Below are 26112 nucleotides of genomic sequence, written 5' to 3'. Positions count from 1 at the left end.
CATGCCTCACACGTCATTTCACGCGTTTGAGGGTCTCTTTCACTACCGTCTCTACAGTCCAATCAGGGTGCTCCGTGACGATTTCTGTCACCACTTTGGCCGTTGGGGCCAGAGCAAATCCAAGCATGGTCATGGCCGAAACGGCCTCTTCGTACACTGGCGTGTTGATGGCCGACGAGGCCGATGTGCCTTTGCCCACATGCAGCTCGTCGGCAATACCCGTGCTCATTATCTTGTCACGCAGGTCCACGATGACCCGCTGGGCCGTCTTCAGGCCTATGCCTTTGACGGTCTTGATGAGTTTTTCGTCACCGTTTGCAATGGCGTTGCACAGCTCTTGTGGCGAGAGCGAGGACAGCATGGTGCGCGCGGTATTGGCTCCCACGCCCGATACGGTGATGAGCAGGCGATAAAGCTCACGCTCGCGCTTGGTCGCAAACCCGTAAAGAGTGTAGTTGTCATCACGGCCACCCGTCTGTATGGCCTCGTGCACATAAAGTTTTGCTACCTTTTTTCCTTGTATATCGCCATAAGTGTTGAGCGATATGCTCAGCGCGTAACCCACGCCAGCGGTTTCGACGACGGCCAACGCTGGCGTAAGCTCGGTCAAGTCACCTTTTATATATTCTATCATCTATTGTCCTTTTTGAATAATAACGCCCTAAACGCTCGCATATTGCGCGCGCGAAAAAAAAGCGTTGCCGTCTCACGGGCATGCCACGACCATCCAAACGCGACACCAACGAGCGACAATAACATCCTTGGGGCAAAGAAATACGCGTTTGCCACATTGTCTCAAAAATTATCTCCCGAGTGTCTTTTTGCTATCTTTTACACTTTTTTTATGATTTAAATAGACCTTGATTACAATTTTATCGTGAGAAAAATGTAATTTTGCGGACATGAACTGATATCAACAATCAAATAGTTAGAGATTATGAAAAAGATTAGAGCAGCTGTTGTCGGTTATGGCAACATAGGTCGCTACGCCGTGGAGGCGTTGGAGGCGGCCTCGGATTTTGAGATTGCGGGCATTGTGCGCCGTCAGGGTGACAAAGACAAACCATTGGCGCTGACCCCTTACGAGGTGGTGGACGACATTGCCAAGCTCAAGGACATTGACGTGGCCATACTCGCCACGCCCACCCGTTCGTGCCCTGAATACGCGGAAAAAATAGTGGCCATGGGTATCAACACAGTGGATAGCTTTGATATACACACCTCCATCTTAGACTATCGCACAAGCCAGATGGAGCATTGCAAACGCGCCGGCCGTGTCAGCGTCATTTCGGCCGGATGGGACCCGGGGTCAGACTCTATCGTGCGCGTGCTCATGCAGAGCCTCGCTCCCAAGGGATTAACCTACACCAACTTTGGCCCGGGCATGTCAATGGGCCATAGCGTGTGCGTGCGCGGTAAGCAAGGCGTGAAAGACGCGCTCTCCGTCACCATTCCATTGGGCGAGGGCATACATCGCCGCATGGTCTACGTGGAATTGGAAGACGGCGCAAAATTGGAAGACGTGACGGCCGAAATCAAGGCAGACCCTTACTTCGCGCACGACGAGACCCACGTGTTCGCGGTGGCCTCGGTAAAGGACGTGCAAGACATGGGGCATGGCGTGAACCTTGTGCGCAAGGGTGTCAGTGGGCAAACGCCCAACCAGCGCATGGAGTTCAACATGAGCATCAACAACCCGGCGCTCACGGCACAGGTGTTGGTTAACGTGGCGAGAGCCTCTATGCGCCTGCAACCGGGCTGCTATACCATGCCCGAAATTCCGGTGATAGACATGTTGCCCGGCAGCCGCGAGGAAATCGTCGGCACGTTGGTGTAATGTCTTTATCTTCCCAACATAAGAGGCTGGCATCCACGATGGCCAGCCTCTTTTTTTACCCTCGCCCACCACACAAACACGCGACCCTTGCCCGGGGTGTAAACAAATAATCACAAAAACAGCGCGTCCGGAACTTATCCTTTTAGCGAAAAAACAGCGCCCGTATTCGCGGCGCGGCAGCATGACAGAAACAAATGAGTGACATTTACACTTGGGCAAGCTGGCTATCCATGGCGATTATTACTTATCCAGACCGCCATCAGCGCCTAATCGAGACGCCAACAGGCCGTTGTCAGACCACCATCAAGGTCCAATCGCCATCCGATTGGATATTAAAGGCAGCCATCTCATGGGACTTAGACAAGAGGGAAAGGATGCGTGCGCACGCAAACCGCTGGTCCATAGCTTGTTATAAAAACACGCTTGTTTTGGGCGTATTTACAACCATTAGCTTCTGATTTTCAAATACACGAAATACAACAGAGGTTTTGTCAAAAGTTTTCAGATGTATTATTTTGAAAAGAAAGCAATGTAAACAAGCAGTTGCCATTTACCGTCATCACGCTCACGCTCATTTTTACGGATAGCCTATCGGCAAAAAAACATGAGGACGAAACCCGCGCTTCATTTTTTACACCCATTTAAGGCATGGCGCGACAGATAGCGCAGATCGCGCCACCACTCCCGCTTTCGCTTACCGAAAAACAAAAGACAACCGCCAAACCATCATTTGGCATGACGTAGCGTGATGACATTGATTTCTGGCCAAGCGCCAAACCGGAACGGCACAGTGCCACCTATGCCCAATGACACATGAAGCATGACACCTTTCTCGGTGTATTTTCCACCCCACTCGTTATACGCCCATTTGGCCGGCGAGAACCTGCCCAAGCGCACTTGGGCGGCATGGGTGTGCCCCGAGAGAGTGAGGGCGATGTCGGTTTGGCCAAGAACGCCACGACGCCAATGGCTCGGGTCGTGGGTGAGCAGGATTTTGAACATGCCACGAGGCAAGCCGCGCATGGCCGCATGAAGGTCGCCATAGTCTTGAAACGGTGGCCTGCTGACGTTCTCCACGCCTATGACAGCTATCCGGTCGCCGCTGTCATTGCTGACAAACGCATGCTCGTTGAGCAACAATCGCCACCCCATCTTGCGCTCCATGTATTTCAACGCGGTTTGGTTACGCTCGACGTCGCGCCCGTTTTTGTCCTCGCCATACTCGCAATAATCGTGATTGCCCATGATGGAGTACACACCGTCGCGAGCTCTTATCCGCCCCAGCGCGCGCTGAAAGGGTATCAGCTCCTCGGCGCTCACGTTGACCAAGTCGCCCGTGAAAACGACAAGATCGGCGCGCTGGGCATTGACAAGACTTACCATCTTGTCAACAAAATGACGGTTGCGAAGGAAAGTGCCTATATGAATATCCGACATTTGCAACACCCTATAGCCATCGAACGAGACCGGCAAGAGCGGCGAAGGGCAAACGGCTTGACGCACCACGATATGTCGCCAACCAAAAAAGAAACCATAAATCGCCACGACCCACACCATGACCGGCAGCGCCAACGCCATCTTCCAGCCCGCCAGCGGGCATAAAAGAAGAAACGGAAGACCTGGCAAAACTATGAACAACAAACTGCCAAAGACAAGGCGCATCAAGCTGTTGTGTCTGATTTTGATTTTCATACATCATTTCTTTGATGGCAAAAGTAAGCAAAAAAGGAGAAACACGCATCAAACCGCAAAAAAACAAGTGTGCGCAAAAATTTGCCTTAGGTAGCAAAAAACATTAAAATACTCGCTAAAAACGTTAAAAGGAACATGGCTTTTCAGATATTTTTTTTATTTTTGACTGTCTATATACATTAGGCTTATAGAGATTTTTAAATCAACTCACAAGGTTATCATGATGAAAAAAAATATCAAACTGTGTATGGTCGCGCTGTCAACGGCATTTATAGTCAGCGCCATGCCTGCCGACAACACGATGACAAGCAAAGGCAAGACGACAATCGTGAACACCACGACATTGGCCAAAGGGGTGAAAGGCTACAAGAACAATACGCCCGTGAAAATATACATAGAGAGAAATCGCGTTGTAAAAGTGGAAGCATTGCCCAACCAAGAAACGCCAAAATATTTCGAGAAAGCCAAAAAATTGCTCAAGAACTACGAAGGGAAGACCACGCGCAAGGCCGAGAAGATGAGCGTGGACGCCGTGAGCGGCGCCACGATGTCGAGCAAGGCGTTAATGAAAAACGTACAAGCTGGACTGGAATATTACAGGCGCAACAAGTAAAACACGCGGGCCTTCGCGACCATCCACGTAGGGAGGAAGCCCCGACGGCGAATTCACCTTTCTTGCGCTTCCCCCAATCGGAACACGGACACCAATGGCAAGTGGTCGCTGAAGCCGCCGAGATAGCGCGGCCCCAAATAGGTGCGACGGGGCTTGACACCCCCATACTTTTCGTCGTCGCAGAGCAAAAAAGGCGCGTCGTTGACATGGCACTCCACCAACCGGGCAGCCATGGAGCCGTCACACAGCACGTGGTCCAAGCTGCCCCAGACACCATGGTAGCGATAAGTGCCCTTGGCGCCATGGCGTCCATGGGCGCGGGCTGATATGTCTGTCAAGTTTTTAGATCGCAACAAGAGCATGGCGGCATCATCGGTATAATCATTAAAATCGCCCATCACAATAATATGGGGAGCAGGCGTGGTGGCGCGCAGCGAGTCGATGGCATGGCACAAGTGCCGGGCCACATGCAACCGGTAAGGGCGTGTAAACCGCTCGCCGCCGGAACGACTGGGCGCATGCACCACAAAGACGTGCAGCGTATCACCCGAAATGACCTCGCCCGAAACGTAAAGAATGTCGCGCGTGGCGCTAAAATGGCTCATCGGGGCAACGCGAATGGAATGGTGACGCAACAGGCGAAAGGCGAAGGGGGAGTAGAGTAAAGCCACATCTATGCCACGCTCGTCGGGGCTATCTGTCATGACATAGCTATAGCCAGCCTGCCTGAGCAGGGAGCGGCAGGTGAGATCGCGCATCACCGAGTCGTTTTCCACCTCGGTGAGCGCGACCAAATCGGGCACCACCTGAAGCGAGTCAAGCATGCCACAAGAAAGGATGGCCTGCCCGACGCGATTGAGTTTGCGCCAATAGCGATTAGGAGTCCAATGATAGTTAGAGGCGGGAAGAAAGCTCTCGTCTCGCTTCAAACTATCATCGACAGTGTCAAAAAGGTTTTCACAGTTCAGTTCCACGACCGTGAGAAACGACACCAAGAGCGTGACGAGGCACATCAGCGGTTGTCAGGCATGAACAATGGGTCCTCTGGCATCACCATGATGGGCTTCTGGTCAAACTCCTTCAGCAAGCTGGCGGGTACATATTTCTTGTCTACTACCAAGCGGAACATATACTCGTTGAACCAGCGGTTGGTCATAATGAGACAGCCGTTCACGCCGCTATTGGCGCCCCAACTGTTCTCGACCTTCCACCTCAAAGGCTTTCCGGCGGCGTCAAGATCCACGGCCGTGAGCGTCATGGCATGGGTGGAGCCACTGTCGAAAGTCTCTATGCGCTCCGCCTTGTTCATGCCAAACGTTGTGCCGAAGAGCGAAGCGTAATCATAATTCTCTGTATCCAGGTAGCCACGCTTACGGTCAAACTGCTTGCCCACATCGTAGCTGGAATACATTTTGCGTCCATCCTTGAGCGAGGCAATGGCCAATTGGGCTATCTCCTCCATCGGAAGGTTGAGGTATTTCCAGTTGTGCCCATCATAAACATGGCGATCATACTCCACCTCGAACGTCTTGTGATAAGGCCGGCGCGGATCGTTCATCACCATAATAAACGTGCCATTGATGGGACCGCCAACGGTTTCGGCATAAAATTCTTTGGGAGTGTACTTTCGGGCGGCTCCCACGGGTTTGCCATTTTTGTCGCGCATGGCGTAGGTAAACTCTTTGACAGGTTGGCCTATGGTCAAAGACAGCATGTGGTAAATGGTGCCAAGCATCTCGGTCTTGCGCTTGTTAACGGCAGCTTTTCCTTTGCCGCCATTGACCATTTGGCGCAATTCGAGCCCGAACTCGCGCAACTTGGAAGCGACCATGCGCTGCATACGCGAGGTGTTGTTAGACGAATAGCTCTCGGGCATGACGTCCATAGGCACAAGTCCGTACTTTTCCGCCAAGTCGGAGACACCGCAAAACGTGCCGCCATCGCTGATGGGATTGCGAAAAAAGAATTGCGCTCGAGTGTCGTCAATGGGCTTGCGAGCACAGTCTATCACGCCTTGAAGCATGAGGTTGGCCTTTTCCAACTGGTCATAAAAGAAGAGGTAGGCTTGCGAAAACTCCACCCTGATTGAGTCGTTGTGGCGTTTGGCAAAGTTGGAACGAAGTACATTAAATCCTGAAAACATCCAGCAACGACCAGAACTCTTCTGATCATGGATGCTCTGTTTGGACGTTTCGACGCTGAAATAAGGGTCTACGCTGCCTTGGTTGCCGCGGTTTCTGGCCAAGTCGTCAATCTTGTTGGCGGCTATAGCGTTTGCCAACGCCTTGTCCGCCGCGCCTCGAGGTTGCGCCATTTGTATTTGGCGCAACATCTCTTGGGAAACGCCCCCACCCGCGGTTTGCGCCGAGACGCATCCGCATAAAGCAATGGCGGAGGATAGAAAAAGTGCTCTTGTGCTCATAAATTAGGTTTTAACGGTAAGTGAAAAAGATGTTTTGCTATGTTGCAAAGGTAGTAAAATAATCAATGTTTAGCCACCATTCTCAAAAAAATATAGTATCTTTGCATGGTTATTCCAACAGATTGTTCAATGGAACAAGGCAAAAACACACTTTTAAACCAAATCGTTTACCCCTCCGATCTTAGAAAATTAAACACTGGCCAACTACCCGAAGTGTGCAAAGAACTGCGCCAAACCATCATTGACGAGGTCTCTGTCAACCCTGGCCACTTGGCGTCGAGCCTCGGCGTTGTGGAATTGACGGTGGCGCTTCACTATGTGTTCGACACCCCCGAGGACCGCATTGTATGGGACACCGGGCACCAAGCCTATGGGCACAAGATACTGACCGGGCGGCGGGAGCGATTTGCCACCAACAGGAAAATGGGTGGTATCAGGCCATTTCCCACGCCACTGGAAAGCGAGTACGACACTTTCACGTGCGGGCATGCGTCCAACAGCATTTCCGCCGCCTTAGGAATGGCGGTGGCCGCAAAGAAAAATGGCAGTGACAACAGGCACGTGGTGGCAGTCATTGGAGATGGCGCGATGAGCGGCGGACTGGCTTTCGAGGGACTGAACAACGCGAGCTCAACGCCAAACGACCTGCTCATCATACTCAATGACAATGACATGTCGATAGACCGAGCGGTAGGAGGCATGGAAAAATACCTGCTCAATCTCGACACCAATGCCACCTATAACAAGTTGCGTTTCAAAGCATCCCAATGGCTGAGCGCCAAGGGTTATTTGGACGATAAGCGTCGCAAAGGCATTATCAGGCTGAACAACGCCATCAAAAGCGCCATCAGTCACCAACAAAACATATTCGAAGGCATGAACGTGCGCTACTTCGGGCCTTTCGACGGGCATGACGTTCAGGAGATGGTGCGCGTGCTCAGGCAAATCAAAGACATGAAAGGGCCAAAACTATTGCACCTTCATACCGTGAAGGGCAAAGGTTACAAGCCGGCCGAGAATGCCGCGACCATATGGCACGCACCGGGTAAATTCGACGCGAAAACAGGCGAGCGTTATGTTTGCGACACCTCTAACCAGCCGCCCAAATACCAAGACGTGTTTGGCAACACGCTGTTAGAACTGGCCGAGAAAAACCCAAAGATAATGGGAGTTACACCTGCCATGCCCACGGGATGCTCCATGAGCATCATGATGAAAGCCATGCCCGACCGGGTTTTCGACGTGGGTATCGCCGAGGGGCATGCCGTGACGTTCTCCGGCGGAATGGCCAAGGAGGGGCTAATGCCATTTTGTAACATCTACAGCTCATTCTCACAACGGGCTTATGACAATATAATCCATGACTTGGCCATACTTAACCTGCCCGTGGTGATGTGCTTGGACCGAGCCGGATTGGTGGGAGAGGACGGCACGACACACCACGGAGCCTTTGACTTGGCGGCCTTGCGGCCCATCCCCAACCTCACCATCGCCTCGCCATTGAACGAGCGCGAGTTGCGAAAAATGATGTACACGGCCCAACTTCCCGGGCAAGGCACGTTCGTGATACGCTATCCTCGAGGGCGCGGGGAACTTAAAGATTGGCGCTGCGCGTTAGAAGAAATACCCATAGGAAAGGGGCAAAAGCTATGCGATGGCACCGAAGTGGCGATACTTTCTATTGGACCGATAGGCAACAGGGCCAAGGAAGCCATCGAGAAATCGGGCGTGTCGTGCGCCCTTTATGACATGCGCTTCCTCAAACCCATGGACGAAGACATCATGGACGAGGTGGGAAGAAAGTTCAAGCGCGTCATCACCATTGAGGATGGCGTGCGCAACGGCGGTCTTGGATCGGCCGTCTTGGAGTGGATGAACGACCACAATTACCAACCCAAAATTGTCAGATTGGGCCTGCCAGACACCAACTTTGTGGAACACGGCACCGTGTCCCAACTGCAACAGCTATGCGGACTTGACGTTGATTCTATCGCGACGTCTATTTTAAAAATCATGAAATCTTAACGTTTGGCATGAAAATTATCATCTCCGGAGCATACGCCATCGGGCGATACTTGGCCCGTCTGCTCTCGCACAGCAAAGAAGAACTGGTCGTTATTGACATTGACGAAGATAGACTGGCGCGTATCGGCTCAGACTATGACCTGATGACATTGCAAGGATCGCCTTCGAGCGTCAAGATATTGAAACAGGCTGGCATCGAAAACACTGACCTTTTCATCGCTCTCACACCCAACGAGGAGGAAAACATAAACAGCTGTATCATCGCGCACGCACTCCATGCCAAGAAAACCGTGGCACAAGTGAACGACGAGGAATTTATGATCGACAGCGTGCGCGACATGTACAGGGACCTCGGCGTGGACCAGCTGATTTATCCGGACATACTTGCCGCCCGAGACATTATCAACGGATTGAAGATGTCTTGGGTACGACAGAGATGGGACGTGCACGACGGAGCGCTCGTGATGTTGGGCATCAAGCTGCGCGAAGAGTGCGAAGTGCTCAACCAGCCACTGTACAAGCTCTGTGGACCTGAAGACCCATACCACATCGTGGCCATCAAGCGCGGCAACGAGACAATCATTCCCGGCGGAAAGGATGAGCTGGAATGTTTTGACCTCGCCTACTTTATGACCACCCCACAATACATTCCCTATATCAGGAAAATAGTAGGAAAGGAAAAATACGTGGATGTCAAGAACGTAATGTTCATGGGTGGAGGCACCACCGCTGTTAGAGCGTTGCAAAACCTTCCGAAATATATGGGGGCTAAAATATTTGAGGTAAACGCCGACCGTTGCGAAGAGTTGAACGACCTATTGGACAGCAACGTGCTGGTCATTCACGGAGACGCCCGCGACGTATCACTGCTCATCGACGAGGGTATCAGGAACACCGAGGCCTTCGTCGCGCTTTCGGGCAATGCCGAAGCCAACATCCTGGCGTGCCTCGCGGCCAAGCGTCTCGGCGTGAGGAAGACCGTTGCGATGGTAGAAAACGTAGACTACGTGAGCATGGCCGAGAGCCTTGACATAGGCACCATTATCAACAAGAAAGCCATCGCGGCCGGCCGCATATACCAATTGATGCTCGACGCCGACGTGCTGAACATCACCTTTATCATGTCCGCCAATGCCGACGTGGCCGAGTTTGTGCCAAAAGAAGACTCGAGAGTGACCCGAAAGCCGGTCAAGGATTTGGGATTGCCAAAAGGCATCACCATCGGAGGCATCGTGAGAAACGGCGAGGGCATGCTCGTGTCGGGCAACACCCAAATCCAAGCAGGCGACTCCGTAGTGGTGTTCTGCCACGACGTGAACTTAAAAAAAATCGAAAAGCTGTTTATTTAAATGGTTAATTTTCGTATCATATACAAGATCTTGGGGGCTCTTCTCTTCATCGAAGCCGCGCTGATGCTGCTTTGTTTGTTCATGGCCTTGTACTTTGGCGAGGACGACATTTTTACATTCACGTCGTCCATCCTTATCACGTTGATCGGCGCTTTCACGTTCAGGTATTTCGGGCGGAACTCGGGCGACACGCTTTCGCGTCGGGATTCGTTTCTCGTGGTGACGTTAGCGTGGATAGTCTTTTCCGCTTTCGGCACGGCCCCTTTCCTTATTGGCGGCTATTTGCACACTTACACCGACGCTTTTTTCGAGACCATGTCCGGGTTCACCACCACCGGAGCCACCATCATTGACAACGTGGAGGCGCTTCCTCACGGCATATTGTTTTGGCGTTCGCTCACTCAATGGATTGGTGGTTTAGGCATCGTGTTCTTCACCGTGGCCTTGTTGCCATCGCTTGTGGGCGGCAGCACCAAGGTGTTCGCTGCCGAAGCCACCGGGCCAATCAAAACAAAGCTGCACCCCAAGCTATCCATGAGCGCGCGGTGGATATGGATAGTGTATCTCTTTATCACCTTTGGCTGCATGGCATGCTACATGATTTTTGGCATGGACTGGTACCAAGGCGTGAACTACGCCATGTCGTCTGCGGCCACCGGTGGCTTTTCCATTCACAACAACAGCACCGAATTTTTTAATTCGCCAGCCTTGGAGTACACCACCACATTCTTTTGTTTCTTGTCCGGCGTCAATTTTACGTTGCTCTATGCCATCGCGGCCAAATTCAAATTCAAGCAATTTTGGCAAGACAGCGAACTGCGATTTTACATCTACATAGTGTTAGGGTTCACGCTTTTCGTCATGCTCGAGCTTATTTACAAAAACGGTTATGGCATCGAGCGCGCCTTTCGGTGTGGCATTTTCCAAGTGATCTCATTCATCACCACCACCGGCCTTTACAACGACGACGCCGGAAAGTGGCCACATGTCACGTGGGTCGTCCTGTCCATTTGCATGTTCATAGGAGCGTGCTCGGGCAGCACGAGCGGTGGTTTCAAGGCCATTCGGGCTGTAATGGTAGCCAAAGTTGTGCGCAACGAGTTCACGCAGCGATTGCATCCCAAAGCCATATTGCCACTCAAGATTAACGGTCAGAACATTCCCAACGCCCAGCGCGTGTCTCTATTGGCCTTTCTCACTGCCTACTTGCTGTTGCTGTTGCTGATGGCATTTATCATGATCGCGATGGGTATAGACAACACCAACTCCATCACCATCTGCCTGAGTTGCTTGGGCAACGTAGGACCCACGTTGGGCGTGGAGATTGGTCCAACCATGTCATGGTCCGTCTTGCCCGACTTCGCCAAGTGGATGTGCTCCATCATGATGCTCATTGGTCGCTTGGAAATATTTACAGTGCTGATCATCCTAACCCCATCGTTCTGGACAAGGAATTAGACTGCCGACACAAGCGCCATGCCATGCCGACATCGACACCCCGACACGCGAAAGGCCTCAACACGGTAATATCACCGCATTGAGGCCTTTTTCTTATCGAGCATGCGTGCGCTCAAATCACCAAGCGCGCGCTCAGATTGGCGCATCGCTGGCTTTCGCGTCATTCCATTTTCTCTCTAATGGCGTTCATGATGAGCTGTTCCAACTCATCACACAATTCGGGGTTGTCACGAAGCACGCCCTGCGTGGCATCGCGCCCTTGCGCGAGCTTGGTGTCGCCGTAGCTATACCAGCTGCCACTTTTCTGGATTATGCCATATTCCACACCCAGATCCACTATCTCTCCTATCTTGTTGATACCCATACCAAACATGATATCAAACTCGGCCCTGCGGAAAGGAGGAGCCACTTTGTTCTTCACCACTTTAACCTTGGCATGGTTACCCAATACGTCATCGCCGTCCTTGATGGGGCTGGACTTTCGAATGTCCAAACGGACAGAAGCGTAAAACTTGAGCGCGTTACCTCCCGTGGTGGTTTCCGGACTGCCAAACATGACGCCTATCTTCTCGCGCAACTGGTTGATAAAGATGCAGCAGGTGTTGGTTTTGGATATTGTGCTGGTAAGCTTGCGCAACGCCTGGCTCATCAACCGAGCTTGCAGGCCCACCATCGAGTCGCCCATCTCGCCGTCTATTTCTTTTTTTGGCGTGAGCGCGGCCACAGAATCGATTACCAAGATATCCACGGCCGAGCTGCTAATGAGCTGGTCGGCTATCTGCAAGGCCTGCTCGCCATTGTCGGGTTGAGAAATCCACAGATTGTCAACGTCCACGCCAAGTTTTTCGGCGTAAAACCTGTCAAAGGCGTGTTCCGCGTCGATAAAAGCGGCTATGCCACCTTTTTTTTGCGCCTCGGCTATGGCATGAATTGCCAGCGTGGTCTTACCAGACGATTCCGGGCCATATATTTCTATAATCCTGCCACGTGGATAGCCCCCCACGCCCAAAGCCACGTCAAGGCCAATGGAACCCGTCGGGACAACATCCACGTCTTCTATGCTCTCGTCACCCATGCGCATGATAGAGCCTTTGCCAAAGTCTTTCTCTATCTTGGACATGGCAGCCTGCAGGGCTTTGAGTTTAGCCTCTTTCTCAGTCTTTTGTTTAGCCGTGTTGTCGGCGGCTGCTCGTTCTTCTGTTTTTGCCATAAATATTTTTTGTTCAAGGGCGGCCTGTCATTTCATGTTCGCGCCATGTCGCGTCGGCGAGACATGGCCTACGGTTTCAAGCCACCTGTTAATGTCATTGTTTTCTTATAGTTCAAGGTCCGCGTCGTGCACCTCGTGCCAGGGCAAACCCTGCTCTCCTATCACCCTCAAGAATGGGTCCGGGTCAAAATCCTCCACGTTCCACACGCCGGGTTTCTTCCACAGGCCTTTCACGAACATCATCGCGCCAGCCATGGCAGGCACGCCCGTGGTATAGCTCACACCCTGCATGCCCGTCTCGTTGTAAGCGTCTTGGTGCTTGCAGTTGTTGTATATATAATAGGTGCGCTCCTTGCCATCCTTCACGCCACGTATGCGACACCCTATGCTGGTCTCGCCCTCATAGTTTTGGCCGAGGTCTTGTGGATTGGGCAACACCGCCTTCAAGAATTGCAAAGGCACAATTTTCACTTTGACCATCTTTCCTGAGCCATCGGCGAGCGGCGCCTCGTATTCTATCTCGTCTATGCGGCTCATGCCAAGGTTCTGTATACAGTCAAGATAGGTGAGGTATTGCTGCCCGAACGTCATCCAGAAGCGTGCGCGCTTAATGGTGGGATAGTTTTTGACAAGACTTTCCAACTCCTCGTGGTGCATGAGATAGCTGTCGCGCGGGCCTATATTAGGATAGGTGATGTCTTGATGCACGGCCAGAGGCTCTGTCTCTATCCACTCGCCATTCTCATAGTAAAGTCCTTTCTGCGTAATCTCCCTGATATTGATTTCGGGGTTGAAGTTGGTGGCGAAAGCCTTGTGATGATCACCGGCGTTGCAGTCCACAATGTCGAGATAATGAATTTCGTCAAAATGATGCTTGGCCGCGTACGCCGTGAAAGCCTGCGACACGCCGGGGTCGAAACCACAACCCAAGATAGCCGTGAGACCTGCCTTCTCGAACTTCTCCTTGTATGCCCACTGCCAACTGTACTCGAAATGAGCCTCGTCTCGCGGCTCATAGTTGGCCGTGTCAAGGTAGTTGCACCCGCATGCCAAGCAAGCCTCCATGATGGTGAGGTCTTGGTAGGGCAGCGCGAGATTGATTACCAACTGCGGCTTGTAACTATCGAAGAGAGCTTTCAACTGTTCCACGTCGTCAGCGTCCACCTCCGCGGTCTTAATATCCATGTCGTAGCCTTTGGCGTGGATGTCAGCCACCAATTTGTCACACTTCGCCTTGCGGCGGCTGGCAATCATAAACTCACTGAAAACGTCCTTGTTTTGGACAATCTTGAAAGCGCAAACCGTGGCCACGCCACCGGCTCCAATCATTAATACTCTACTCATTATTTTAGCTTTTTTGTTTCTGACAACACGTTAACCACACTTGCGCCACGGGCCATGACAGCGCACGCAAGAGGCTATCGCCCACCGCGCAAGCCTCATTTCAGTTCGTCAGCCATGATACCCATGGCGTTCATGAGCGAATAGCCCAATATCTCCTGCCTGAAATTACCGCCCTCCATGGGCTGCATGGCAAAGAGAGTGGCACGCAATCCATCGGGCGCGCCACGCAACTGATGACGCAACTCGTCATAAACGTCGCCCCGCTCTGCGTTGGGCACCACCATCAAGCGCTTCACCTCAGGGTGCTCGCGCACCATCTTCACGATGTCGAGCATATAGTCATCTTTCGAAACCACGCTGCCCACGGCGTACGAATTGACCAAGAACTCGCCCAACTGCTCATCTTTGAAAGCCCGCGCGCTAAGCTCGCTGTCGTACACCGATGGGCGAAAATTGTCCAAGGCGCGTTTGCCCTCGTCGTGAATCAGCACCACCTGCGTTTCGTGCGACAGTCCGTCTTGGCGCAGCCCGCCATCCAAGGCGATATTCACGACCCAACGACTAAGGTCCGCGGGCGGAATAGCGCGACCTATCATACGCTCAAACTGTACCGTCAACTGGAATGCCACATAGTCTATGTAATCAGCGTCGGCGATAATCATGTTTTCGCTCAACTTGACATTGCTTGTTTCTTGCAAATTCATATTGCAAAGATAACTTTTTATTTTGATTGTCACAAGCGATTGACCGAAAAACAAATACGCGCTCCAAAATCAACCGACAGCTCGTCTCCATGACACACTTCATGCCATCTGGCGAGACTGTAACATACCTCGAAAACAACCAAGAAAAGTCTACAATGTAAAAATAATTGGTCAATAATAAATTCTTCCGTTATCCACCATCATGCCTAAAAATCTTGAAAATGGCATGACTTTACCTCCATTTATTTCCTCGAAAACAGCCAACGTTTTGCGATCGGTATCCAATGGGGTCGCCTTCAAGTGCCAAACGCAAGGCGAACGAGCCTTTAACGCGCCGCGTGCAAGGCTTAATCGGCTTGCGATTAAGGCCTAATCGCAAGCCGATCTCAACATTATGCCACCAAGGTCTCATGGCCGCCATTCATAAAGCGTTGACAATCCATGCCTTACAAAAACGTTGGTTTTTTGCCGTTTTTCGGCACAGTTGCCTTGTTTTGGGACATTCACGTGAGGTTGACGGGCCTTTGTCGGTTTATTTCAAGGACATTTAAAAGCCCGAACCACACATGAGCCATTGTGTGGTTCGGGCTTCCTCGAGACGCGCCACGCCCTTTACATTGTTTGGATGGGTGCCATTGGGATATAAGGGCATGGCGTTAAATCACGTTGATAATTATTTTTCGTCTATGTGTATGCGTCGCAAATTCAGTTTGGCATATACCGCCGAGCTGAGCGCGGGCTCTCCATAGAAAGGCAGGTTGGCGAGCAGGCGATAGGCCGCTTGGTAATCGTTGCCAAGTGCCCGCGCCGCCGCCTTGTAAAGCAACGTGCACTGTGAGGGCGCCATGCGAAATGCACGGTCGGCCAATTGGCGCATGTCGGCTACCTCCTCGGCAGTGCGTTTATGGGTGTCAACAAAAAAATCGGCAAGGATAAACGAGTATATCATCTCCGAGTACACGTTGGGGAAATGGCCTTCGTGCGCCAACCCTATCGCCAGCGCTCTCTTGAGCGCGGGGGCATAGGCTTTTTGCCGCAACGTTCGCTCCATAGTGAGAATGTCACTATACATTTTCTTGTTCGGGAAGTCGGTCTCCTCGACGATTGCTTGACCTCTGTTGAAGTCGTCGACATCCTCCGTGCTGTTGATCATGGGCACGCGCACGAGGTTCATGTACATTTTCTTGCCGAAGTCATTGCCCAAAAGTTTTTGGTAAATATCGTTGTGCTTGGCCAATGCCAGCCACACGCTATCGCCCCTGATGGTATAGGTGAACCATTGGAGCAACTCGCCTACCCCCTTGGTGGCTATCTCTTGCTCGGTCAATCCGCCAAGATATTTGTTAAGATACGGACGCACAGAGTCTGGATAAACCTTGGCCACGACATCAAACAGGAAATGCCTGACAAAATCTAATGACCGTTCCCCCCGCTCCCATTTGGCGCGGTCGGCAACATATTGACGCGAAAACTTAGACCGCAAAGCCTGTTCGGATACTCTGATGAACTCGTCGGCGGGGTAAAACCCTGACTGTGTGTCATAAAGATTACCGTCAGCATCCAACCAAAAATAGGTGGGGTAAGCGGACGCCTTGTACAATTTGAAAAAACCATGCGCGGCCTCTTTCTCTGCGTCTAAGCTCAGGGCGACGAAGTTATTGTTGATATAATCGCCCACTTTAGGCTGCGTGAACACCTGTTTAGCCATTTTTTTGCAGGGCGCGCACCATATGGTATAGACGTCAACAAAAATACCTTTACCCTCAGCGCGAGCTTTATCCTTGGCCTCTTGCCATGTCAGGCGTTGGAACAAGACCTGCTGGGCGTGTGCCATATAGCCGCACACGGCAAACATCAGGAGCGTCAATAGTCTGTGCCTCATCTGTTTAATACCTGTTTTCAAAATCCAATATTTTATCGCCAACAGCATCAAATTGGTGCTTCACGGCAAGTTTTAAACCACCGTCAGTGCTTATCTCCAACATGACAAAACCGGCCTTGCCCGTCTGTTTGGCCTTGTCTTGATAAGCCACAAGCAAGTAGCCATGACTCCGGTCTATCTCGATATGGTTGATATTCTGCCCCACTGGAAGCTCATAGACCTTTTGCCCCGCGTTGTTGATCGCATTGTAAAGGTACAAAGCATTGCCCGAGGCATAAAACATATAACCCGGAACCTTGGGCGAACAGGCAAAAGTAGTGGCTGCGTCTATCCCTTCAGAAGTGATGACATCATTGCCCATATCTTTGAAGTAGGTGTCGGGCTCGGCGTTCTCAACCCAAAAGCCTATGCCCATTCTCAACAAATGGCGCTTGCCTTGTGGCGTTTGGAACACCCCCATATACTCTCTCGCGCCTGTGGCACTACGCGCGGAGATGTTGGCATAAAGGCAAGTCATACCAACATTGTTAGGATCGAAGAAGCCTCCCGGCTCGTAAATCACGTCCTCAGAACCACGTATCAACTCCATAAAAGCCGAAGCGATGTTATAAACGGAGTAAAAACACATGTTTTTGTTATCGTATAGGATGATGCGCGCGGGGTAATCATCGTGTCCAACCTCCGGATCGCCGAAATCAGCGTTGCCTGCTATCTCATAAGTTTTGCCCGCGACACTGAGATTTGGCTTGACAGTGGGGTTGGGTATCATGCTGTTGGTGGCTCTATCGTAAGCCAATCCGTTGTCGATGAGATATTCGCGCATGTTAGCTTTGTAATAGGCTTGTGGTTTAATCTCATCTGGCGCGGCAAAGAAAAAATCCTTATAGTCGCGCGTTTTTTGCATGGTTGTAGCATCCAAGAACACGCCACCCTTTTGGTCTTGGCACAAAATCAAGACTTCATTGGCTTTCTCGTCACTGTATTTATTGAAGTAAACCCTTTGTGGACGCTGCCCAATGGTACCGCCCTCGTTCAGTTTGCCATAGATATCGGAGATGAGCTTGCCACGCTCCTGACTCCAAAAACCAAGTTCGGCACTGCCGTTTTTCTCATAGAGCACCATGATACCGTTTGTAAACTCGTTAACCACATTGATAACAAATTGCTTTTTATAGAATATGCCGGTTTTGTTATCGACGGCCTTGAAGACCACCGTGTGCTTGCCGGGAATCATCCCTATCTTGACATTGAGGTCTTTTTGATGCGACAGTGTGTCCGCATTGTACAAGGTGTTCGTGTCGTACGTAATCCAAAAATAGCTAAATTGGGAGAGATCATTCTTAGTCGTGCTGATAACAGGCGATATCTTTAGGAAATCGTCCACATAGACATTGTTGTACTCATCGGCTATGCCGGTGATGGCTGCCTCATTGAGTTGAATGAAGTTCTCGTTCGTATCGTCGTGTACACATGAGGTCAACACGAGCGCAAAGACCGAAAATAATATAATAATTCTTTTCATTTCTGTTCATTTTTTAGAGTGGAGCCCAGTCTGCCGTAATCCAAGTTTTTGTATCTTCATCCCACACGGGGGTCTTCAGTAGATAGTTGTACACCATTCTGCCGTATGACATATAGGTCTGTACCTTGGTGCGATCCCATGTGGGTGGGAAATCCTCACCTTGTAACATGATGCAAATGCGGTGCTTGGCTTTGGAGTATTCGCCATAATAGAAAGACAAAGGCATGTCCCAATAGGTTGGCTTGACCAGCTGATTGGTGATGATGAGTTTGGCGCGAAGTCTGTCACCGTAGCCAAGATTGAAACTTTCGTTGGGTACAATGTTCAGTGTCAAAGACACGTCCGACTTGTCCAAGCCTTTGTCAAAGACTACTATCTTGATATAAGTTTCCACTTTTCCCGCGGGCAGCGTAACCATACCATGCAAAGCTTCATATTGAAGACCCGCTTGCGCCGTAGACGACGGATCTACGTTAAAAGCTATTTTTCGGTCGTAACTGGTAGACTCACCAATGATTTTTACGGGTATGAGCACCGTGTCTTGCTTCACTTTACCCGACGCGAAAGAATATGCCATACTATCGGCTGCGGTCAATGAGCTGAAATAAGCACTTGGCTTTTGACCGAATTCCTTCTGCTCGTTCTCCTGACATGCGGCGAATAGTAACAAAAATGTTAGTATATATAAACCGCTAAAGATTATTCTTTTCATAAAGTGCGATAGTTTAGAGGGTATAATAATGGAATAATCATTGTTGTATGAAATAAGTATTTTCCTTTGGCAAAGGTATCACGTAGACAGCTTCTGGTTTCTCTATGCCTCTTTGCAGTATTGGAACTATCTTGTTATTCAATCTTTTATAAGCATAAAAAAGCTGGCCTTCCCCTATGAACTCTTTGGCATATTCTGCCAATAAATGCTTGTTCATATTGGCTTGCGTTAACGCTTCGCTTGGCAATCCGCGATGATACAACAACTCATTGTAGTACTTATTGGCCGTCGTTATATTGGGTGCGGTTTCGGTGGCGATAAGATACATCTCGGAAACCTTGATTAAAGGTACGCGCTTGGAGCTGTTGTATTTGACAATTGTAAAGTTATTGCCAGTGGTGCCCAGCCACCATTGACGCCTGTAATCCATATCCAACGTGGATGGGAAGACTCTTTTAAGCGTGCGTTTATTAAGCGCGAGAAAATTGTACGCGCGCTCATCCACGACAAAATAATTATCCACGATATCATCTTTCAAGCCGGTATGCTCCAACGAAAAGATATTTTCCCTAACAAAACCATTATCTTCAGAGCTTTTAATTTCACTACTGGTTATCAAAGGGAAAAGGCCCGAATCTATTACCTCCTTGGCATATTGAAATGCCTTTTCCTTGTCTTCGGGATGGTCTCTATATAGCAGCACCCTTGCCATCAAGGCGGTGACGGCATAGTAGTTCATACGAAACTCACGTCCTTTCCACACTCCCTCCAACGCTTTTAAATCATAATTGGCGTGCTTTGGACCATATGGGTCCACATCCTTAAGCATTTCACGAGCCTCGACGAGATCTTTCACCACCCTGTCTAAAACCTGTTCCGTAGAAAGTTGGGCGTACAGAGCGTTGGTGAATCGGTCCACATAAGGTATCGCTTTTGCCTGCAAGCCATCTGTCATGGATGGCGAAGGGGCAAACATACGTAGCAAATCAAAATGCAAAAAAGCCCTTATTCCTAATGCCTCGCCCTTTAAAAGCGCGTACACCCCCGTAGAAAAGACGTCTTTTGACTTATCTATTCTATTGACGAGACTGTTCACATTGGCTATGACATTATATTGATCTTTCCATATCTCGTCCTTTCTTTTTTCTTCTTTAGTGTTGGCATAGTCGTATTTGGCGGCGTAATAAAAGCTATTTTGGGCGTTGTTGGCCGTAGAATAATATTGGGAAAGACAGTCTAAATAGGTCATGGTGAGCTGTGCTCCATAAAGGTTTTTACTTTTCATTGAAGCATAACAGCCTATCAGAGCATCTCTATATCCCTGCTCGTTGTTGAGCAAATCGTCTGCCTTCAACTCTGATTTAGCAGAAATATCAAACCAATCCTCACACGAAGTAAGGGTTATTGCAAGTGCCGAAACACATATAATAAATATCTTTTTCATACTCATGGTTTAGAAAGTAAGTTGTGCTGACAGAGCGTAATGATGCGCGTAAGGGTATGCAGTACCCATCTCTCTATGTATGGACGACGTGTACAGGAAGTCATTCGCGGTAAACATCAGTTTGAGATACTGCGCTCCAAAGATTTTAATCCAGTTTCTGTTAAATGTGTACGCGATGCTGAGAGACGTACCTCTGAGCAAGTTGTCTTTCTCCACAAAACGAGATGTAGGCTTGGTTGTGGTTAAATCGTTAATTCTTTTGAATTTCGCCGACACGCCGGGCGTGGACCAACGATTGTACAATGCCCTCCTGTCGACGTTGAGATACGGATTTACATTCTCCACCTTATCCACCAACGTTTGGTTATAAGCATATCCTCCGAACCTATAATAGAATATCGAGTTCAATTCCCACCCTTTGTAATAGGCGTTCAATCCGAACGTACCCACCAACTTAGGATCGGTCGATTTGTAAGGCACGTAGTCTTTCTCGCTCCATGCGTTGGTGTAAGAGCCATTTTTTTTGATGAAGATCTCGTTGCCAGTCGCTGGGTCGATGCCAGCCGATGGCATCACCCATATCGAGTTAATAGACGCTCCCTCGACATACCTCACGTACGGTTTAGACGACGCATCGGCATCGGCGTGGGCATTATACGAGCTTAACCCTGACGAAATCTTGCGCAACTTGTTCTTATAATGCATACCATTGGCAAACAAATTGAGCCGAAAGTCCTTCGTTCTGATGACAGAAGCCTTGACATTAAACTCAAAACCGCGGTTCTGTGTCTCACCCAAATTTTCTTTGTAAGCCTCAAATCCCAAATAGTTGGCCATTGTCACATCCACCAACAAGTCTTTTGAGTTCTCGACAAAATAGTTGAAATATCCACTCACATAATGGTTGAAGAGCTCAAAATCTATACCGAAATTATTTTTTTGCGTACGTTGCCATTTCAGGTTATCATTGCCATATGCCTTAATTATCGCCCCAATATAATCTTGATAAGACAGCGCACTCATGTACTGGTACATCATCATGGACTGATATGGGTAGAAATTTTGGTTGCCCGTGAAACCTGTGCTCAGCTTGAAGCGCAATTGGTTTATCATTTTGTTGCCCTCCATGAAACGCTCTTTGTGCAGGTTCCATCCTATGCCCGAGCTCCAAAACGCGCCCCATCGTTTGTTACTTCCAAAGATAGACGAGCCATCCGCTCGTATCGAAGCGTCCACAAAATATCTGTCATCATAGCTGTAGTTGGTGTTCAACAAAAAGCCCATAAGACGCGTTTTGGTAGCATATCCTCTAACATGGTCGCCTTCTTTAAAGTTGGCGCCCAACGAAGGATGGTCCAAAGCTTGGTTGGCGAAACCATAAACGGTATAAGAGTTATAGTCGTCGTTGGTCTCTTGGATGTTCCATCCACCGTTAAAGCTCACCGCATGCTTCTCTTTTAGAGTTGTGAAATAAGACAATATGATATTGCCATCATAATTATTAGTAACCCGATTTCCTTTGGTATAGCTGCCTTTATTTTCTTTTACGTTGATAAAGTCGGTATGGTCGGCCGACTTGAACACATCCATGTTTCGGTTGATTCGTTCCAAAGAGAAGTTGCCTTTGAGCTTCAATCCCCGCATAATATCCCACTCCACGCTGAAATTGTTTACAAAATCGTCATACACCGTCTTGTCATAGGCATTGAGTGTGGTGTTGTACATGGGGTTCACGATTTGCGAAGAGCCCGTGGCCGTATTGTTGACAAACAATATTTTCTTCAATTTTCCTAATTCGTCATAAGGGTAATAATAAGGGTTCAGGTTCGTATAGGTTCTGAAAGAGCCATAGGGCGATTGTGTTGACGAAACATTGTCATAGGTAATTTCGTCTCTGAAACGCAAGTTCTTATAGTTGTATTGCAATTTGATACCCGTTCCGATGCGGGTTCTTCCGGAGCCTTTCATCACACCTGCGGTATTATTATAGGTGAAGTTCACGCCATATCTGAAGTTGTCGCTGCCTCCCTCGAGCTGTGCGCTGTGCCTGTTAGTGATGCCTACAGAGCGCAACGGTTTTGACAGCCAGTCTGTGTCATACCCCTTGGTCACCAGTTTCAACCGTTCGTTGTAAGTTTCGAGATAGTCCTCCTTAACGTATATGGCTTTGCTTCCATAGTATAGTCCGGCCATATCTTCATATTTAAGCTTTTCGCGAGCATTCAAAAGGCTATAGTTAGACAGATCGGCAATCTCAAAATCGACGCTACCTGTGTAGTTTAGCTTAAGTTTTCCCGGTGTGGGTGCTTTGGTGTCAATGATTACCACACCGTTAGACGCTCTCGAACCATATATTGCTGTGGCCGAAGCGTCTTTGAGAATGGAGATATTAGACACGCGGTTGGGGTCCAAATCGTATATCTTTTCGACACTCACCTCAAACCCGTCAAGGATAAACGTGGGCAGGTTGGCTTTACCTTTATACTGCTCATTGAGAAGGTTGGCATCCGTATTGGGCAGCGAGTTGACACCACGCACCTGTATGTCAGGTATATTGTTTGGGTCAGAGCCCATAGACAAATTCTCCGTGAGATTGAAAGAGGGGTCCAAAGCGGCCACCGTAGACAGCACGTTTTGGTCTGAGACCGACCGCAATTCAGATCCACTGAAACTTGTTACCGCTCCGGTGAACGTCTGTTTACGCTGCGTGTAATAGCCTGTCACTACCACATTTTTTAAGGACAGCTCATCACTTTTTAGCCGCACGTTCATCATGGCGGCAACTTTTAGCCTCACTGTGGTGGCACCAATATAGGATATCTTGAGATATGCGCTCTTAGGCACCTCTTGCAGCACAAATTTTCCATCTATATCGGTAGCCACGCCTTGGTTAGTTCCATCAATGACAACCGTGGCCCCCATTACGGCTGACCCATCGTCATCCATCACCACCTTACCCTTTACTGTTGGCAAGACCTTGTCATCACGTTGGGCGCGCACCACCTTTACCGTAAGCCCGTCCACCGTATAGCCCAACGGCTTGTCACCGATGATATGGTTCATGGCTTCTATTATCGAAGCCTTTTCAAGTTTTCCGCTTGCGCGGTATTGGCTTACATCATCGTAAGAGAAGCTGATTTTGTAGCCTGACACACTCTCCAAGCGCTTAAAAACAGTGGGTAAGCTCTCGTCTTGATAGCTAAGCGTTATTTCATGGTTTTGCGCCATGGCATGGCATGGCATAAGAAAATACAGCATCGCCATGACGACAGCCCATAAAAAATGATGTTTTTGTTTCATTTCTTGTCAATTTTGGTTATTGTAACATCCATATATTATATATGTGCATAGATACCAAATGGTCACTTTGATTTAACGTTTCATCAAAATATATCGTATTGCAGATTATTTGTCGATTAGTTCAATTTAACCTTGTCGCAGGCATGGCACGCAGCACTCGCCATCAAGATTACTGTCCATACAAGGAATAACTGGAAAAATGGCAACATTGCGACCACCGTCACGCTGCCCCAGCATAGAAATACCAAAAAACCTTATACAGACACCACGCTTCGTGCATTCAAAGTTAATAAAAAATTCTCAAAACGTGGAAAAAATTCCATATTTTTATTGCACAGTGAGCGATTTTTTCATCGATAACAATTTTAAATGATAGATTTTTGCCTTAAAACCAAACTTCCTGACAAAGCAAATAGCAAGATATACCAAGAACAGCCTGCCGATGTTCAGAAAAAATCATAAAAAAAAGCATCATGATTTTCTATCGAAATAGCCAACAGTTTTTAGGCATTCGAGCCACACACCGCATTTTTCGGAGCAAAAAAAGCTTAAAACAAGACGATAAAAAAAACTTGGCGAGACGATTAATGCTTAATCGTAACCCCTTTAGGCTCTAAACATGGTGCGAGAAAGACCTAATTACAATGCGATCAAGTATTAATCGCGACACGAAAGAGCATTAATCGCAACAGTTCTCACAACGGTTTCTCATCTCTTTTTGCAGCTATCACGACAACATCTTCATTTACAAGCATATAGAAAAATTGCTCTATTTTCTGCTAATTTCGGACAAATACGTTTTATTTTTCAAATAAGCCAAGCATTTGAGAGCTTTTGTCACGTATTTTCAAACACTATTTTTCAAAGCGTCCAGAAAGGCTTGGCACAATCAATACCCATCGGGCAAAATGCCGTTAGACAGCAATTTGGAGTGGCACGCAAATAATTATTTAATATTTTAGTCGTTCGTGTCAATAAATTTTTTATCTTTGCAAAACCTCTCCATGGGCCTGCTGGCCATGGTGGGGATTTCCCATCATTATAAATTTACTTTTTCATGACGACTTTAACCATTGCGATTATCATCACGTTCTGCGTGGGCTATTTCCTGATTGCCATCGAAAGCGTGACCAAGGTGAACAAGGCTGCCATAGCTTTGTTGATGTTTGTGCTGTGCTGGACTCTTTTCATGGTGTCACCGGGAAGTTATATGCCGGGATTTTCCGGCCAAGAATTGGTTAACGAGGTGAGCGCGGCGATAGAGCGCCACTTAGGCAGCACGTCTACCACGCTGTTCTTTCTGATGGGCGCCATGACCATCGTGGAGATCGTTGACCAAAACGGCGGGTTCAATTGGGTGCGCGATGTGATGAAGACCAAGTCCAAGCGGGCGCTGCTTTGGCGCATAGCCTTCATGACGTTCATCCTCTCGGCCATCCTCGACAACCTCACCACGAGCATCGTGATGATTATGATACTGCGCAAATTGGTGCATGAGCACAAAGACCGCATCGTCTTCGCGTCACTCGTCATCATAGCCGCCAACTCAGGAGGGGCGTTCTCGCCAATTGGCGATGTGACAACCATCATGCTTTGGAACAAGGGTGTAATAACAGCGCTGGGGGTGGTCACCGAGATATTAGCGCCCTCGTTGGTATCCATGGTGATACCTGCTTTTATCATGCAATACGCCTTGAAGGGCGAGCTTGACGACCAACCCGAAATGCACATGGACAGCGATTACGAGCTGTTGGATTTTACCAGCGCCCAGCGCAAAGCTGTTTTTTTCATTGGCGTGGGTGGCTTGATACTCGTGCCCGTATTCAAAAGCATCACCCACCTGCCACCATTCGTGGGTATATTGCTGGTCCTCGGCACGCTATGGACTGTCACCGAGGTGTTCTATCGAGGTGCGAAACAGACTGAAGAACAGCCGGGAAGCCTGAAGCGCGTGACCAATCTGCTGCATAATATCGACATGTCCACCATTCTGTTTTTTCTCGGCATACTGATGGCCGTGGCGTGCTTGGAAGAGGTGGGCGCGCTCACCACCGTGGGCAAGAGCCTGAACGTGGCCTTCGGCGGCAATCACTACGCCGTCACTGGCGTTATCGGCCTACTATCAAGCATTGTCGACAATGTGCCTTTGGTGGCAGGATGCATGGGCATGTACCCCGTGGCGCCCACTGGAGACATGGCCGTTGATGGTATCTTTTGGCAACTGTTGGCCTACTGCGCGGGCGTGGGAGGATCGATACTCATCATCGGATCGGCCGCCGGCGTGGTTGTGATGGGACTGGAGAAAATAACGTTTGGCTGGTACATGAAGCACGTCAGCTGGATTGCTTTGGTGGGTTACTTGGCTGGAATATTGTCCTATTGGCTTATCCGCACATACCTATTGGTTACCCCGCTGTAAGAATCGAGCCTCCTAAATAGCGCCGACGCGACCACCATGCGAAAGCATGCTTGCGAGCAAAACCCCAACTTGCCATGTTCAAAGGAGAACGCGCACGGTTTCGCTCAAGTGTCAAAAAATCTTGTCCCCACACGCGCCATCAACAGGCGGGTATGGGGACAAGATTGGTAAATGGGAGG

General features: G+C 49.4%; 18 protein-coding genes. 6 read left to right on the top strand and 12 right to left on the bottom strand.

Annotated features, from left to right (window positions below):
• Positions 1-13: 13 nt before the first annotated feature.
• The gene (gene ruvA, locus HMPREF1640_RS03860) at positions 14-634 is read right to left on the bottom strand and encodes a Holliday junction branch migration protein RuvA (RefSeq protein ID WP_036892563.1); all 621 of its coding nucleotides are present in this window, start codon (positions 632-634) and stop codon (positions 14-16) included.
• Positions 635-937: 303 nt separating this feature from the next.
• Between ruvA and HMPREF1640_RS03855 the strand changes: the two genes are divergently transcribed.
• Entirely contained in the window at positions 938-1837 is a 900-nt protein-coding gene (locus HMPREF1640_RS03855; protein WP_036892561.1) for a diaminopimelate dehydrogenase, read from the top strand.
• 726 nt (positions 1838-2563) lie between these two features.
• On the opposite strand, the gene HMPREF1640_RS03850 is transcribed toward HMPREF1640_RS03855, so the two are convergent.
• Positions 2564-3529: a metallophosphoesterase gene (locus tag HMPREF1640_RS03850; protein ID WP_036892558.1), complete on the bottom strand. Its 966-nt coding sequence runs from the start codon at positions 3527-3529 to the stop codon at positions 2564-2566.
• A 223-nt stretch (positions 3530-3752) separates the two neighbouring features.
• Between HMPREF1640_RS03850 and HMPREF1640_RS03845 the strand changes: the two genes are divergently transcribed.
• Positions 3753-4142: an FMN-binding protein gene (locus HMPREF1640_RS03845; RefSeq protein WP_036892610.1), complete on the top strand. Its 390-nt coding sequence runs from the start codon at positions 3753-3755 to the stop codon at positions 4140-4142.
• A 53-nt stretch (positions 4143-4195) separates the two neighbouring features.
• Here HMPREF1640_RS03845 and HMPREF1640_RS03840 read toward each other — a convergent pair whose 3' ends face one another.
• A complete protein-coding gene (locus HMPREF1640_RS03840) occupies positions 4196-5155 on the bottom strand; it encodes an endonuclease/exonuclease/phosphatase family protein (RefSeq protein WP_036892555.1) in 960 nt (319 codons plus the stop codon).
• Positions 5155-6564 carry an aminopeptidase C gene (locus HMPREF1640_RS03835; RefSeq protein WP_036892552.1) on the bottom strand — a complete coding sequence of 470 codons (1410 nt, stop codon included), beginning with the start codon at positions 6562-6564 and terminating at the stop codon, positions 5155-5157. Before HMPREF1640_RS03835 ends, HMPREF1640_RS03840 begins: the two co-directional genes overlap by 1 nt.
• Before the next feature lie 129 nt (positions 6565-6693).
• Between HMPREF1640_RS03835 and dxs the strand changes: the two genes are divergently transcribed.
• The 3 genes from dxs to HMPREF1640_RS03820 are packed head-to-tail and all read left to right on the top strand — an operon-like array spanning position 6694 to position 11396.
• A complete protein-coding gene (gene dxs / locus HMPREF1640_RS03830) occupies positions 6694-8589 on the top strand; it encodes a 1-deoxy-D-xylulose-5-phosphate synthase (RefSeq protein ID WP_036892550.1) in 1896 nt (631 codons plus the stop codon).
• A gap of 8 nt (positions 8590-8597) precedes the next feature.
• Positions 8598-9938, top strand: coding sequence for a Trk system potassium transporter TrkA (gene trkA, locus HMPREF1640_RS03825; RefSeq protein ID WP_036892549.1), 1341 nt, complete (start codon positions 8598-8600; stop codon positions 9936-9938).
• Complete coding sequence (locus HMPREF1640_RS03820) at positions 9939-11396, top strand: TrkH family potassium uptake protein (RefSeq protein ID WP_036892548.1); 1458 nt, start codon at positions 9939-9941, stop codon at positions 11394-11396.
• Positions 11397-11556: 160 nt separating this feature from the next.
• Here HMPREF1640_RS03820 and recA read toward each other — a convergent pair whose 3' ends face one another.
• From recA to HMPREF1640_RS03775, 8 genes are all read right to left on the bottom strand, one after another.
• Positions 11557-12606: a recombinase RecA gene (gene recA / locus HMPREF1640_RS03815; RefSeq protein ID WP_036892547.1), complete on the bottom strand. Its 1050-nt coding sequence runs from the start codon at positions 12604-12606 to the stop codon at positions 11557-11559.
• A gap of 105 nt (positions 12607-12711) precedes the next feature.
• Positions 12712-13950 carry a saccharopine dehydrogenase family protein gene (locus tag HMPREF1640_RS03810; protein WP_036892546.1) on the bottom strand — a complete coding sequence of 413 codons (1239 nt, stop codon included), beginning with the start codon at positions 13948-13950 and terminating at the stop codon, positions 12712-12714.
• A 95-nt stretch (positions 13951-14045) separates the two neighbouring features.
• Complete coding sequence (locus HMPREF1640_RS03805; protein ID WP_036892545.1) at positions 14046-14654, bottom strand: DUF6621 family protein; 609 nt, start codon at positions 14652-14654, stop codon at positions 14046-14048.
• A 673-nt stretch (positions 14655-15327) separates the two neighbouring features.
• Positions 15328-16557, bottom strand: a complete 1230-nt coding sequence (locus tag HMPREF1640_RS03795) for a thioredoxin family protein (protein WP_197051479.1) — start codon at positions 16555-16557, stop codon at positions 15328-15330.
• Positions 16541-18058 carry a PKD-like family lipoprotein gene (locus HMPREF1640_RS03790; protein WP_081935264.1) on the bottom strand — a complete coding sequence of 506 codons (1518 nt, stop codon included), beginning with the start codon at positions 18056-18058 and terminating at the stop codon, positions 16541-16543. The genes HMPREF1640_RS03795 and HMPREF1640_RS03790 overlap by 17 nt, the downstream gene beginning before the upstream one ends.
• A 13-nt stretch (positions 18059-18071) precedes the next feature.
• Entirely contained in the window at positions 18072-18770 is a 699-nt protein-coding gene (locus HMPREF1640_RS03785) for a DUF4843 domain-containing protein (protein WP_081935263.1), read from the bottom strand.
• A gap of 37 nt (positions 18771-18807) precedes the next feature.
• A complete protein-coding gene (locus HMPREF1640_RS03780) occupies positions 18808-20214 on the bottom strand; it encodes a RagB/SusD family nutrient uptake outer membrane protein (RefSeq protein ID WP_197051478.1) in 1407 nt (468 codons plus the stop codon).
• A 9-nt stretch (positions 20215-20223) separates the two neighbouring features.
• Entirely contained in the window at positions 20224-23514 is a 3291-nt protein-coding gene (locus HMPREF1640_RS03775) for a SusC/RagA family TonB-linked outer membrane protein (RefSeq protein ID WP_081935261.1), read from the bottom strand.
• Between the two features lie 1057 nt (positions 23515-24571).
• Between HMPREF1640_RS03775 and nhaD the strand changes: the two genes are divergently transcribed.
• Positions 24572-25933, top strand: a complete 1362-nt coding sequence (gene nhaD, locus HMPREF1640_RS03770; RefSeq protein WP_036892530.1) for a sodium:proton antiporter NhaD — start codon at positions 24572-24574, stop codon at positions 25931-25933.
• The last annotated feature ends 179 nt before the right edge of the window (positions 25934-26112 follow it).

The sequence above is a fragment of the Prevotella sp. S7-1-8 genome (assembly GCF_000758925.1).
Lineage (GTDB): Bacteria > Bacteroidota > Bacteroidia > Bacteroidales > Bacteroidaceae > Prevotella.
The sequence above is the reverse complement of the archived record's forward strand: the minus strand, read 5'-3'. Positions and strand labels throughout refer to the sequence as shown.

Coding starts and splice junctions, on each gene's coding strand:
- ruvA (WP_036892563.1), bottom strand. CDS start 634: ATGATAGAATATATAAAAGGTGACTTGACCGAGCTTACGCCAGCGTTG.
- HMPREF1640_RS03855 (WP_036892561.1), top strand. CDS start 938: ATGAAAAAGATTAGAGCAGCTGTTGTCGGTTATGGCAACATAGGTCGC.
- HMPREF1640_RS03850 (WP_036892558.1), bottom strand. CDS start 3,529: ATGAAAATCAAAATCAGACACAACAGCTTGATGCGCCTTGTCTTTGGC.
- HMPREF1640_RS03845 (WP_036892610.1), top strand. CDS start 3,753: ATGAAAAAAAATATCAAACTGTGTATGGTCGCGCTGTCAACGGCATTT.
- HMPREF1640_RS03840 (WP_036892555.1), bottom strand. CDS start 5,155: ATGTGCCTCGTCACGCTCTTGGTGTCGTTTCTCACGGTCGTGGAACTG.
- HMPREF1640_RS03835 (WP_036892552.1), bottom strand. CDS start 6,564: ATGAGCACAAGAGCACTTTTTCTATCCTCCGCCATTGCTTTATGCGGA.
- dxs (WP_036892550.1), top strand. CDS start 6,694: ATGGAACAAGGCAAAAACACACTTTTAAACCAAATCGTTTACCCCTCC.
- trkA (WP_036892549.1), top strand. CDS start 8,598: ATGAAAATTATCATCTCCGGAGCATACGCCATCGGGCGATACTTGGCC.
- HMPREF1640_RS03820 (WP_036892548.1), top strand. CDS start 9,939: ATGGTTAATTTTCGTATCATATACAAGATCTTGGGGGCTCTTCTCTTC.
- recA (WP_036892547.1), bottom strand. CDS start 12,606: ATGGCAAAAACAGAAGAACGAGCAGCCGCCGACAACACGGCTAAACAA.
- HMPREF1640_RS03810 (WP_036892546.1), bottom strand. CDS start 13,950: ATGAGTAGAGTATTAATGATTGGAGCCGGTGGCGTGGCCACGGTTTGC.
- HMPREF1640_RS03805 (WP_036892545.1), bottom strand. CDS start 14,654: ATGAATTTGCAAGAAACAAGCAATGTCAAGTTGAGCGAAAACATGATT.
- HMPREF1640_RS03790 (WP_081935264.1), bottom strand. CDS start 18,058: ATGAAAAGAATTATTATATTATTTTCGGTCTTTGCGCTCGTGTTGACC.
- HMPREF1640_RS03785 (WP_081935263.1), bottom strand. CDS start 18,770: ATGAAAAGAATAATCTTTAGCGGTTTATATATACTAACATTTTTGTTA.
- HMPREF1640_RS03780 (WP_197051478.1), bottom strand. CDS start 20,214: ATGAAAAAGATATTTATTATATGTGTTTCGGCACTTGCAATAACCCTT.
- HMPREF1640_RS03775 (WP_081935261.1), bottom strand. CDS start 23,514: ATGAAACAAAAACATCATTTTTTATGGGCTGTCGTCATGGCGATGCTG.
- nhaD (WP_036892530.1), top strand. CDS start 24,572: ATGACGACTTTAACCATTGCGATTATCATCACGTTCTGCGTGGGCTAT.